This window comes from Notoacmeibacter marinus, from assembly GCF_002238045.1.
Lineage (GTDB): Bacteria > Pseudomonadota > Alphaproteobacteria > Rhizobiales > Rhizobiaceae > Notoacmeibacter > Notoacmeibacter marinus.
Map to the genome: position 1 here is coordinate 920923 of NZ_NBYO01000001.1, position 12295 is coordinate 933217.

The 12295-nt window shown below is 60.6% G+C and carries 12 protein-coding genes; 6 read left to right on the plus strand and 6 right to left on the minus strand.

Annotation, left to right across the window (positions count from 1 at the left end; genetic code table 11):
• The first annotated feature begins 635 nt into the window (after positions 1–635).
• Together B7H23_RS04265 and B7H23_RS04270 are read left to right on the plus strand one after the other, a co-directional pair.
• Positions 636–1649 (plus strand): hypothetical protein, encoded by a 1014-nt coding sequence (locus B7H23_RS04265; protein WP_094076103.1) that lies wholly within the window; start codon positions 636–638, stop codon positions 1647–1649.
• 568 nt (positions 1650–2217) lie between these two features.
• A complete protein-coding gene (locus B7H23_RS04270) occupies positions 2218–2979 on the plus strand; it encodes a hypothetical protein (RefSeq protein ID WP_094076104.1) in 762 nt (253 codons plus the stop codon).
• A 211-nt stretch (positions 2980–3190) separates the two neighbouring features.
• Here B7H23_RS04270 and B7H23_RS04275 read toward each other — a convergent pair whose 3' ends face one another.
• From B7H23_RS04275 to dctP, 4 genes are all read right to left on the minus strand, one after another.
• Positions 3191–3943, minus strand: coding sequence for an alpha/beta fold hydrolase (locus B7H23_RS04275; protein WP_094076105.1), 753 nt, complete (start codon positions 3941–3943; stop codon positions 3191–3193).
• Positions 3943–5244: a TRAP transporter large permease gene (locus tag B7H23_RS04280; protein ID WP_094076106.1), complete on the minus strand. Its 1302-nt coding sequence runs from the start codon at positions 5242–5244 to the stop codon at positions 3943–3945. The genes B7H23_RS04275 and B7H23_RS04280 overlap by 1 nt, the downstream gene beginning before the upstream one ends.
• Positions 5244–5753, minus strand: coding sequence for a TRAP transporter small permease (locus B7H23_RS04285; RefSeq protein ID WP_094076107.1), 510 nt, complete (start codon positions 5751–5753; stop codon positions 5244–5246). Before B7H23_RS04285 ends, B7H23_RS04280 begins: the two co-directional genes overlap by 1 nt.
• Positions 5754–5832: 79 nt before the next feature.
• Positions 5833–6825 carry a TRAP transporter substrate-binding protein DctP gene (gene dctP, locus B7H23_RS04290; RefSeq protein ID WP_094076108.1) on the minus strand — a complete coding sequence of 331 codons (993 nt, stop codon included), beginning with the start codon at positions 6823–6825 and terminating at the stop codon, positions 5833–5835.
• A gap of 213 nt (positions 6826–7038) precedes the next feature.
• Here dctP and B7H23_RS04295 point away from each other — a divergent pair, with 213 nt between their 5' ends.
• On the plus strand, positions 7039–7920 hold the full coding sequence (locus B7H23_RS04295) for a LysR family transcriptional regulator (protein WP_094076109.1): 882 nt from the start codon (positions 7039–7041) through the stop codon (positions 7918–7920).
• On the opposite strand, the gene B7H23_RS04300 is transcribed toward B7H23_RS04295, so the two are convergent.
• Positions 7915–8811, minus strand: coding sequence for a LysR family transcriptional regulator (locus B7H23_RS04300; RefSeq protein ID WP_094076110.1), 897 nt, complete (start codon positions 8809–8811; stop codon positions 7915–7917). The genes B7H23_RS04295 and B7H23_RS04300 overlap by 6 nt on opposite strands.
• Positions 8812–8931: 120 nt before the next feature.
• On the opposite strand from B7H23_RS04300, the gene cuyA reads away from it, so the two are divergent.
• From cuyA to B7H23_RS04315, 3 genes are all read left to right on the plus strand, one after another.
• On the plus strand, positions 8932–9948 hold the full coding sequence (gene cuyA / locus B7H23_RS04305) for a D-cysteate sulfo-lyase (protein WP_094076111.1): 1017 nt from the start codon (positions 8932–8934) through the stop codon (positions 9946–9948).
• A 65-nt stretch (positions 9949–10013) separates the two neighbouring features.
• Positions 10014–11000 (plus strand): YeiH family protein, encoded by a 987-nt coding sequence (locus tag B7H23_RS04310; protein WP_094076112.1) that lies wholly within the window; start codon positions 10014–10016, stop codon positions 10998–11000.
• Positions 11001–11023: 23 nt separating this feature from the next.
• Entirely contained in the window at positions 11024–11374 is a 351-nt protein-coding gene (locus tag B7H23_RS04315) for a RidA family protein (protein WP_094076113.1), read from the plus strand.
• Positions 11375–11630: 256 nt separating this feature from the next.
• On the opposite strand, the gene B7H23_RS04320 is transcribed toward B7H23_RS04315, so the two are convergent.
• Positions 11631–12293: a class II aldolase/adducin family protein gene (locus tag B7H23_RS04320; RefSeq protein ID WP_094076114.1), complete on the minus strand. Its 663-nt coding sequence runs from the start codon at positions 12291–12293 to the stop codon at positions 11631–11633.
• Between the last annotated feature and the right edge of the window lie 2 nt (positions 12294–12295).

Below are 12295 nucleotides of genomic sequence, written 5' to 3' on the forward strand. Positions count from 1 at the left end.
ACTACAGTTTGGACGCAAGAACGCGCAGCCGAGCGCCTTGGACATGACGACTTTAGACCCCTGTAAGCAAAGGCTGCTCCCCCTATGGTGGCACCTTCAGCCCGTATGGGTGAAGGGCAGCTTTGCGGGTAGAACTTATAGGTTTTGAACGACTAATATGGCGGCGCGAAGCTGCCGTTCTATGAGGATAGCGCGAACGTCCGCTACTGGGGCAGGACAAGCTATGCCGGAATGTCCTCGATGGGAGCGCTTAGCTGACTGGCAGGTCCTCCGAGAAATGATTAATCGGCTCGGGGGCCGCCGTTAAGCAGACGGAACGTCTGTCGATGTGTTTGACATTAAGCCGACGCCTCTGCGGCCCTTTCGAATGTATCAATTAAAATTCCGCAGGCCTTTTTTACGCCAGAGCAAATGTAACCGATTTGGCGTTATAGAATCTTCTTGAATACAACTAAGGAGTGCTGGACTTGGCATCTGGCGCGCGCTTATTTTCCTATTCTAGAGGTGTGGCCGCCAGAGGGAAAAGCGGTTCAAGGTTTTTTGTCTTGAAGGGTGAAACTATGAAGAGCGCTGGTCGACTGTCAGGGACTCGCTCATATTTTGCAGTAGTTCGTTCGTGAGCGGTTAGAACCAGCATGGCCGTACGAAATCTCTTGCTCATTTTTTCGGTTCTTGTCGTGGGCGGCCTCTTGACATGGAGATATGGATTGACCGCTCACGGTGAGCGAAACCATCAGGTTCTCGACCTCACATGTAATGCCGACTGTTCTTTGATCTCATTCAGCGTGCTGAAAGGCGGTGAGGTGAGGTCGTTCCTCTACGATTCACGAAAGGAACTGCTGCAGGAGATTATCGTCGAGGGAGAGGGCAGTCTCAACCAGATTAATCTCTTTCCGGATCCAGTAGCTCTCGTCGGGCAGCGGATCGTCGAGGTGGACTTGGAGGGCAATCGTTTCCATCCAATTTACGAAGGTGAGAGGGCGGTCTTCTATCCCACGAAAGTGGGCAAAGAAATCTATTTTAGCGAGCAGCTGTCCGAACCAAGCAGGACATCGCGCAATCCCAACCAGCGGCGAGCTCTCTTCAAGTTCGACGTTGTCACGGGCGAGCGAAAAAGGCTTCTTCCCGGCATTCTCGCCTATCAAATTGGACGGCCCTTCTTGGCCAACCAATGCATTGCAATTAAGCTGGGTATTCCTTTCGGGGAACAGTGGCCGCCTAGCAAGATGATTGAACGGTCCTCGTCAGAACCCTGGCAGCGCAACTTGAGTTTCTGCTTCTCACAAGAAGATATTGTCAAAGACATCGATCCGTATCAATTGATTTCATATCAATTGATTTCAAATTTAAAAAGTGTCGAGAGAAGCTCTGTCGATAAAAATCTCAAATATGCTGTGATTTATTCGATTGATTCAGGCCCGAAGTGGCGTGTAATTCGACTGGGCTCAGAGAATAATTCGACGACTTTGAGCGAATCGCCTAAAGAACTGTTTTTTATGGCTCCGACAACTAATAAGGTCGTCGGCCTCAAGCCTATCGGTTCAAAATTCGAGATCGTTGAGTGTTCACTTGATTTGCCGTGTCGCCTCTTGGTTGCAACAGATCTGAGCGAGGCCACCAAACGCTTCTTTACGAGGGCTTATCAATGAGTATCAATTGGAACGTGAAGGTGCAAATTCCTGGCCATCTGATTTGGATACCGACCTACGGCAACTACGGAGGCCCCGGATATTCCGGTGGGGAAGTCCACCCAGAGCTACTCGACTTTGGAGCAACCCTGAAGGATGCACTAGACGTGCTCTTCTATAATCATGATAAGAGATATCAAAATCCTGACACTCACGCCCGCGCTCAGGCAGATCTGGATCTACTACGAGCGATCTCGAGTCTGCCTAACGACGAGTTCCCTACATGGGGAGCTCAAGCATATGCAGCCGCCTGTATCCCTCTTTTTCTGCTTTAAATAGAATACTCTTATGGAAAGGGTAATCTCCTATCCTCGGCAGAAAAGGATGCCCTATGAGGAACAGCAAAGGATCTACTTCTCCATGCCGAAATTGGAGATGTATTTAACATATACGATAATCTAACACTTTTATAAATTGGATAATTGATACGACTCCGTCTCTTGGTCCTGACCTTATATAACAGTGTTTGAAAATCTGGTATCCAGGCATTAAGATCGACTTCCCCTTCGGCTGGCCGCCTTCGCCTCCGATGCCGCCGCTCGATCCGTTTGTGATCGACCTAGACGGTGACGGTATCGAACTGATTTCCGTCGAGGCGTCCAATGCCCACTTTGACTTTATGGATGATGGTTTCGCAGAGCGCACCGGCCGGCTGAGCGGTGATGATGGCTTTCTACTCGCTGACGCCAATGGCAACGGCGTCGTGGATGGGATCGGTGAACTGTTCGGCTCGGCGACCGAAGACGGTTTCACCGAACTGGGGCGGGCCGACAGCAATGGCGATGGCTTGATCGATGCCAACGATGCGATCTTTTCCTCGTTGCGAATCTGGCAGGATTTGAATGGCGACGGTGTCGCGACGTCCGACGAGATCAGCACGCTGTCCGACCACGGTATCGTTTCGATCGGCGTTGATGGGACGCGTGTGTCCGAATATCTCGTGGGCAACGAAATCCGCTATGAGGGCGATGTCAAGCTGAGCGACGGCACCAGCCTTGATAGCGGCGCGGTCTTCTTCGCGCGAAATACGACATTATCGAAATGGATTGCGCCGGAAGGTTTTGCCGTTGATCCGGCGACCAACGACCTTCCGAACATTAAGGGATATGGCGAACTGAAAGATCTCAACGCCGCAATGTCCCTCGATTCCGGGCTCAGGGCGGCAGTGGAAGCTCTTGTTGATGACGCGGCCGGCCTTTCAGCCCTACCCGCGAAATACCGATGGCAAGCAAGAATGCTGAATAAGCGCGGTTTCGACCACGGTATCACCGGAACGCCAGAGCGAGTCTGAGCCATTCTTCAGCATGCCGCAACACCCCGCCTATTAACGCGAATTTCCTACGTAAGCATCTACGCATTGCAGCAGGCCCAAGTTAAGTCTTTGATCTACCATGGTACTGCACGATAGGGTACGCTAGACCGCGCTACTCATCTGAAAAACAGTGCTTTTCAGAATCATGAATCGGCAAGCTCCCCATAGCGACATGGTTTCCGCCGAGCACTCACCTTATGAACTCCAACAGGATGGCGCGAAACAGGTCCGGCTTTTCCAGATGGAGCGCATGGGATGCGCAGGGCACCACGCTGAGGTCGACATTCGGTATGCCCCGCCAGAGCGTTTCGATCTGCGGCCATCGGTAGGAGCGGTCGGAATCGCCCCAGATCACGAGCGTCGGCATGGACAGCGCGCCCAGCGCTTGGCGACCGTCCCAGGCCGCCATGGCGTCCAGCGCGGCCAACGCCGCCTGCGGATTGGCCCGTTCGCCGATCTCGACCAGCCTGCCGTAACCGCGGGCCCGTTCGCCATCCTTGAACCAGGTCGCTCCGATCCGGGCGATGGTCTTGGCCACGCCATCGCGCTGCACACGCTGGCGGGATACGGCGATCGGCTCGAAGCGATCCGGCATCAGCCCGACCGGGCCGGTGCCGTAGAGGATCAGCTTGCGAACGGCCTTCGGACGCGTCGCCGCGATTTCCTGCGCGATCATGCCGCCCATGGAGTGGCCCAGCAGGGTGAAGGTGTCGATCCCCAACTCGTCCAGAAGCTTCGTGATGGCCCGCGCCATCCCGCTGATCGTCGCCTCGCCGGGCCGGTCGGCGGCGGCGCCGAAGCCGGGCAGATCGGGCGCGATCACATCGTAGGAGCGGCTGAACCATTCGATCTCGCGCTCCCACTGGGCGGCGCCGCCGAGATAGCCGTGCACGAGGACAAGCGTCGGACCCCGTCCTGCCCGCAGATAAGGCAGTGTTTCCATCAGCGCATCTGCTCCGGCAGCCAGAGCGCCACATCGGGAGCGAAGATCAGGATGGTGATCAGCAGGATCATCGCGCCGATGAAGGGCAGGCAGCCGATGATCACATCGCCGATGGATACCTTGTCCCGACTTATCGCCTGTATGACGTAGAGATTGAGCCCCACTGGCGGCGTCAGCACCGCGATCTCCATCGTGATGGTGTAGACCACGCCGAACCAGATGAGGTCGAAACCGGCCGCGCTCATCAGCGGATAGATCGTTGGCAGGGTGATGAAGGTCATCGAGACCGGCTCGAGGAACATGCCCAGAATGATGTAGAACACCAGCACGATCGCGAGAACGGTATAGGGCGACAGGTCGAAGGACAGAAATAGCTCGGTGAACTGCTGCGGCACGCGATAATAGGTCAGAACGAAGCCGAAGAGCACGCCGGCCGAGAGCAGAAGGCCGAGATAACCCATGGTGCGCATGGTGGCGAAGATCGAGGCCTTGAAGCCCTGCCAGGTCAGCCCGCCGACCCAATAGGCCAGAATTACCGTGAGGAGCGCGGCGACGGCGGCCGCCTCGGTCGGCGTGGCGATGCCGGCATAGATGGCCACGGTGATGACGAGGCCGATGAGCACGACCGGTCCGACCGTGCTGAGGATCAGCAGCATCGGCATCTTCTCGGCATGTTCGCTGCTCGGAATATCCTGCGGCTTCAGCATACCCCAGACCAGAACGACGATGACGAAGCACGAGACCAGAATGATGCCGGGGATGACGCCGGCGATGAACAGATCGCCAATGCTCTGATCGGTCACGATGCCGTAGAACAGCAGGATCAGGCTGGGCGGGATCAGCACCGACAAGGTGCCGCCGGCGGCCAGAACGCCGCTCGACAGCCGCCTGCCATAGCCAAGGCGCAGCATTTCGGGCAGGGCGACGCCGCCGATGGTGAGCGCGCCGACCATGGAAGAGCCGCAGACCGCGCCGAACCCGGCGCTGGCGCCGATGGAGCCGTAGGCGGCCGAGCCCTTGATGCGCACACCCTGGTGCAGGAACTGATAGAGGTTCGGGCCGATATTGGATTTGCCGATCAGCTCCCCCAGGAAGACGAAGAGCGGCACGGCCAGAAGAATATAGTCGATCCATACGCCCCAGAGCTTCAGCTCGGACGAGACGATCGAGGTTTCCCACCCCTGGATCTGCCAGAGGAACGGCAGCGAGGCGGCGGCCAGGGCGAAGGGGATGGGCAGGCCGATGGTGATGAACAGCATCAGCAGGCCCAGAAGGCCAAGGCCCACGACATACCATTCCATCAGAGGTCTCCCGACGGTGCAGGGTTTCGAACGAGACGGATCAGCCGCAGCGTCGCGTAGATCGAGAACATCACGAGCGCGAAGGCGCCCGGGCCCCAGAAGAGAAAACGGGGCCAATGCAGGATCTCGGACGCGACGCCCGAATTGAACGAACGGATCGTGGCGCTGACGCCGGCATAGGCGAAGAAGGCGCCGACGCCGACCATGAGGATGTGATTGACGATGTCGAACACGCGGCGCAGGCCGGGCCGCAGCTGATCGGTCAGCATCGTGACCTTCGGAAAGGCATCCTCGCGCAGGGCGTAGGCGAGCCCGGCAAAAGCGACCGGGAAGAGGAGAAGAGCCGTCGCTTCGGTCACCATCCGGTCCGGCCGCCCCAGCCCGTACCGGACGAAGACGCCGTAGGAAATCCAGACCATCTGCACCAGGACCAGAGCGGCGCCCGCACCGGCCAGCCACACGACCACCCGCTCGACCGCGCGGATCAAGCGATCGATTCCGTCATCCATGACACGTCTCCAGAATTTCAACGGAAGGTCGGTGGCCCCGGCATGGGGGTGGGAAGCAGGGCCACCGGAAGCGCCGCAATCAGGGCGTGTGGCTGGCCAGAAGCGTCCGAATGCTGTTGGCCAGATCGTCACCGCAGGCCTTGTCGACCTCGGACTTCCACTTGTCGGTGACAGTGGCCAGAAGCGCGGCCGTCTGTTCGGCGGAGAGGTTCGTTTCGGTGCCGCCTTCGGCGACCGCGGCGGCCACCTGCTCGTCGACCCAGCCTTCGTAGCGCGGCTGCAGCCAGGCTTCGGTCTCGGCGGCCGCTTCGGAAAGCGCGGTCTGCTCGTCCGGCGTCAGCGCGTCGAACTTGGACTTGTTCATCATGTAGATGATGTTGCCGTAGAAGAGGTTGGCGTTGATCATGTGCGGCATGACGTTCCACAGCTTCCAGGAGCTGTAGGTGGCGACGCCCATATTGATGCCGTCGACGACACCGCGCTCGGCCGACTGGAACACTTCCTTGGGCGCCACGAAGACCGGCTCACCGCCCCACGTCTCGATCATCATGCTGACCAGCGGCCCGATGGAGCGGACCAGCTTGCCGTCCAGCTTGCCGATGTCCTCGATCGGATCGTCGAACCACCACTCCTGATCGTAGGAATAGTTGGAGTTGAGCAGCGGCACGAGGCCGGCTTCGGCGGCTTCGTCGCGGATCAGATCGGCATAGGCCGAGTCGAGACCGACCTGATCTTCCAGGCTCACCTGCGCGGGATAGAGAGAGGTGACCGCATAGCAGGGCAGGCGGTTGTCGGCATTGATCCAGCTGATGTCCGATACGCCGCCCTGAACGGCGTCGACGCCTTCGGACCAGCCATGCAGCGTGGCCGATGGAAAGACGTCGACCTTGACCGATCCGCCGGTCTTCTCGGCAACGAGCTTGGCGAAATGCGTGAAACCCTCATAGCGGATATCGGATTCGTTCACATAGGTGCTCAGCCGCAGGGTCGTTTCGGCCGATGCAGCGCCTGCGATGGTGCTGCCGGCCAGCGCAAATGCGAGCGTCGCGGCGGTTTTTCTCGGAAAAGTCATCTGTTCCTCCCAAAGGTCTGCGGAGCCTCCCTGACGAAATCCCCATCGCCAGTCCCCGGCAGTTCGGCCTCGATGCGGCATTTGCGCCAATGAAGCTGATCGAATTGTTAGCGAGCCGCCTTCGCCTATTGCCAACTCAAATATTTCATCAAACTATGCAGGTCTTGCATAGATCAGGCAATTCAGCCGTTTGAGGCGAAAGAGGCAGCGGAAATGGACATCAACTGGCTGCGCGATTTCACCTGTCTTGCGCGAACGCTGAACTTCACGCGCGCCGCCGAAGAGCGGAACATCACGCAGTCGGCGTTCAGTCGGCGCATCAAATCGCTGGAAAACTGGCTCGGAACGCCCCTGATCAAGCGCTCGACCTATCCGGTGCAGCTGTCGGAGGCTGGACAGCAATTCCTGCCCGTCGCGCTGGAGACCATTTCAAACCTGACCGACGTGCGGCAGACCCTGCGCGCCCAGCAGCAGGGAATAACGGCCTTTCAGCGCTTTGCCGTCCTGCACACCATCTCCGTCAATTATCTGACCCGACGGATCGCAGAATTCGAGCATCTGATCCCCAATCTGCGGGTGCGCGTCTATTCCGACAATCTGCGCACCTGCTGCCAGCTGCTGTCGGACGGCACCTGCGATTTCCTGCTCTATTACCGCCACCAGGACGTTCAGCCCGTCTTCGAGGAGGTGCAGTTCGCCCGCAAGGACATCGGCGTCGAACGGATGCTTCCCGTCGCCCAGAGCGCGGCCGCCACGGAGGGCGGCTGGTCGCTGGACGCGCCCGTCAGCGCGATTCCGTATCTCGGTTACGATCCCAGCAGCTTCCTCGGTACGGTGGTCGATCAGACCATTGGCGGGCGCACGCCGCCGCTGACGCTGCGCTACATGGACGCGCTGACCGAAGCCATCAAGCGCCGCATGCTGTCCGGCAGCGGGATCGCCTGGCTGCCGGAAGGCGCGGTCGCCGCGGAGATGGAAGCGGGCGAGGTCCAATGCGTCGGCGGCCCGGACTGGCAGGCCAGCCTGACACTGTCGCTCTTCTGTTCGTACGACCGGCTGGACGAGACCGGCCGAAAGGTCTGGAACGCGCTATAGGGGCGGCGAAAGGGGGCCGATCGATTCAAGACGGCGCCAGATCTCGTCGGTACGAGCGCCGGACGGCCGGGTCAGACGTCTCATTCTGATCTGCAGCGGATGGGTCGGCAGTTCGTCCAACTGATGCAGGCGCTCATCCGCCAAATGTTTCCTGACCAGGCTGAAGGGCAGCCACGCCACCCCCATGCCCTGCAGCGCATATTCGCAGGCGGCGAGCGTCAGCGCCGTTTCCGCCTTGGGAACGAAGCTGCTCCGTTCCGGCAGGAACGGTGCGATATGATGATCGAAGACCGCCCGGAAGAAGATGCCGCCCGGATAGCTGATGACGGGAATGGTCGGGGCGTCCCGTTCCGCCAGCAGGGACGTCGCGCAGACGGGGACGAACCGGTCGATGCCCAGATCCACCACTTCGAAGCTGTCGGTCCTGCCGGAATCGGCCATGCCCTGGCTCTCATAGGTCACGATGAAATCGGCCTCGCCCGAGGCGAGCAGCAGAAGGCATTCATCGTTGTTGCCGGACCGGACCCGAACGGAGACGCCATCCATGCTGGTCAGTTCGGCGACGATGCGGGGCGAGATCGTCGTGGCCAGCGCGTGCTGACATGCAAAGACGATCCGCCGGTCGCCATGCTCGGCGGACAGGCGCAATTCCTGCTGAAGCCGTCGCAGCCTGGCGCTGATCTCCCGCAGTTCCGGCTCCAGCGCGCGCACGCCGGGCCGCACCTCGACCGGTTTTCGCGAGCGGTCGAACAGGCTGGTTCCGATGCGATCCTCGATCATGCGCACGCGCCGGGTGAAGGCCGACTGCGTCAGAAACCGTCGCTCGGCCGCGCGGGCGAGCGAACCGGTGTCGATGACGGCCAGAATATCGTCGATCCAGTCCAGATGCATGGCGGGAGGATAGGCGTCCGCTCTAAAAATGCAAGATTCGCATAATCTTTCGTGAAATTTGCATTAGCCTGCTGAAAATCCGGGCAGTAAGTTTCCTGAAATCGAATTAGGAGCCCTCCGATGCATCTCGCCCGCTATCCTCGCCGTTTCATCGCCCACCTTCCGACGCCGCTCGAGCGTCTCGACCGGCTGACGGCCGAACTCGGCGGGCCGGAGATCTGGATCAAGCGCGACGACTGCACGGGGCTGTCCACCGGCGGCAACAAGACCCGCAAGCTGGAGTTCCTGATGGCCGAGGCCGAGCTTCAGGGCGCCGAGATCGTGATGACGCAGGGCGCGACGCAATCGAACCACGCCCGCCAGACCGCGGCCTTCGCCGCGAAGCTGGGCATGCAGTGCCATATCCTGCTGGAAGACCGCACCCAGTCCAACAACGCCAATTACAATCACAATGGCAATGTGTTGCTGGACCATCTGCATGGCGCGACCACCGAGAAGCGGCCGGGCGGGCTCGACATGAATGCGGAGATGGAAAGGCTCGCCGAGCAGATGCGCGCCGACGGCAAGAAGGTCTACACGATCCCTGGCGGCGGCTCGAACCCGACGGGCGCGCTCGGCTATGTCAATTGCGCGTTCGAACTGGTCGGCCAGGCCAATGATCGCGGCCTGAAGATCGACCATATCGTCCATGCGACCGGCAGCGCCGGCACCCAGGCCGGCCTGATCGTCGGCCTGAAGGCGATCAATGCGCAAATTCCGCTTCTCGGCATCGGCGTGCGCGCGCCCAAGCCGAAGCAGGAGGAAAACGTCTACAATCTGGCCGTCGCCACCGCCGAGAAGCTCGGCTGTCCGGGCGTGGTCCAGCGCGAGGACGTGGTCGCCAATACCGATTATGTCGGCGAAGGCTACGGCATTCCGACCGAGAGCGGCATCGAGGCCATCCGGATGTTCGCGGAACTGGAAGCGATCCTGCTCGATCCGGTCTATTCGGCCAAGGGCGCGGCCGGCTTCATCGACCTGATCCGCAAGGGGCACTTCAAGAAGAGCGAGCGGGTCGTGTTCCTGCATACGGGCGGCTCGGTGGCCCTGTTCGGCTACGATTTCGCCTTCGATCACAGCGCCCGCTGGGTCGCCTGAGCGGTCCGCCAACGCCCATTCGGCGCCGCCGGCCCGGCCGGGGCGCCCAACCGCAGGAAAAGCCGATGGTATCGTCGATCCGGACGCGCTGGAACAGCCATTTTGGCGGCGTTCTTCTGGTTGCCGTGATCGCCGCCGCGGCGACTTTCCTGTCGGAGCATTACGGCGCGCCGGCCATGCTGTTCGCCTTGCTGATCGGCATGGCCTTCCATTTCCTGAACGACGATCCGGCCTTCGCGCCGGGGCTTGAATTCTCCGCCAAGACCCTTCTTCGCCTCGGCGTCGGGCTTCTGGGCCTGCGGCTGACCGTTAGCGATGTGGAGAGCGTCGGGTTCACGGCGGTGGCCGCCGTCGTCGGTTTCGTGCTTGCCACGCTTGCCTGCGGCGCGGTGCTGGCCTTTCTGTTCGGCCGCCGGCTGGCCTTCGGCCTTCTGGCGGGCGGAAGCGTGGCGATCTGCGGCGCATCCGCCGCGCTCGCCATTTCTTCGGTACTGCCGGCGCGGGCCGAACGCGAGCACGATACGCTCTTCGTGGTGATCGGTGTCACGGCGCTGTCGACGGTCGCCATGATCGCCTATCCGATCCTCTTCCGCTCCATCGGCATGAGCGATCTGGAGGCCGGTTTCCTGATCGGTGCGACCATTCACGATGTGGCGCAGGTCGTCGGCGCGGGCTATTCGATCAGCGAGGAGGCCGGCGTCATCGCCACCTTCGTCAAGATGGTCCGGGTGGCGCTTCTGCCCGTCGTGATGATCGTCGTCATGATGAGCTTTCGCGGCGCCCGGTCGCAGAAGGTTTCGCTGCCCTGGTTTCTGGTGATGTTCATCGTGCTGGCGATCGTGACCAATACGGGTATGGTGCCGATCCCCGTGAACGAAACCGTCGCGACCCTGTCGCGCTGGTGCCTGGTGATCGCCATATCGGCGCTCGGCGTGAAGACCAGTCTTGCCACCATCCTGCGCGTCAAACCGAGCTACGGCATCATTCTGGTGACCGAAACGCTCTTTCTCCTGGCCCTGGCCGTGGCCTTCATCTTCACCATAGGCCTCTGAACCAAGCCCGAAAAGGAACGACCATGACCGAAATCGAACGCCACCACACTTCCGAACGCATGAGCCAGATCGTCACCTATGGCAATATGATCTATCTGGCTGGCCAGGTGGCGGCGCCTGGCGCGAGCGTTACCGAGCAGACCCAGGGCATACTCGACAAGATCGACGCGCTTCTGGCCGAAGCCGGCAGCAGCAAGGAAAACATCCTGCAGGCGATCATCTGGCTGGCCTCGATGGACGATTTCGCGGAAATGAACGCGGTGTGGGATGCCTGGGTGCCGGCCGGCAAGGCGCCGACACGCGCCTGCGGCGGCGCACCGCTGGCGACGCCCGACTACAAGGTCGAGATCATCATCACCGCCGTGCGCAGCTGAAAACCGCGCGCGATGGGAGGCAGCGGGAGCACGTCAGCTTCGCAACGCCCGGCAAAGGCGGTTCCTCCTCCCTACCGCGCCGGTTGCGGCGCAGGCGGCTCCGTCCGCTTACGAGATCGCGAAAGGGTCCAAACTCGATGTGCGCGACCGGGCAGGCCATCGCGGCTGTCGCTAACGATCCCGATATAATCTCGTTCACCATGAAACCGGGCAGCCGTCCCAACCAGATCGCCAGGATTTGGGGGGATAGCGGCCTTCACTGACTGGTTTTTGGTCCGTAGCCTGAGAATTCGACCAGCACCGCATCGATCTCTTCAGCGCTGAGAATATGCGGTTCTCCGCCAATCCGGCTCATAATGTCCATGCGCGCCAGCACTTCGAGTTCCTCAAGGCGCCATAGCGCCCGCTCCAGCGTTTCGCCGACGACGACGGCGCCGTGATTGGCCATCAGGCATCCATGGCGCTCAGCCATCGTGTCGACCACGGCGTCCGCGAGCACCGAACCGCCAAACAGGTGATAAGGCGCGAGAGGAACCGTATCGCCGCCAAAAGCTGCGATCATGTAATGGCAGGCCAGAATGGGTCGGCGCTGGATCGCGATGGCGCCGGCATGCGGGGGATGGGCATGAACAACGGCCTGCATGGACGGCTTGGCGCGCAGCAGGGCCTGGTGAAACCGCCATTCGGTGGATGGCTTGAACGTCTGGGGCGGGATCGGACCGTCGATCGGCATGCGGACCATCATGTCCGCCGTCAGGCGATCATAGGGCACGCCAGAAGGGGTGATCAGCATCTCGTCACCGTCGATCCGCTGGGAGATGTTGCCGGACGTCCCCTGGTTGATGCCGCGCTGGTTCATCCATCGGCAGGCTTCGATGATCGCTTGCCGAACCTCGACGGTGTCAGTGGCGGAAGGCATGA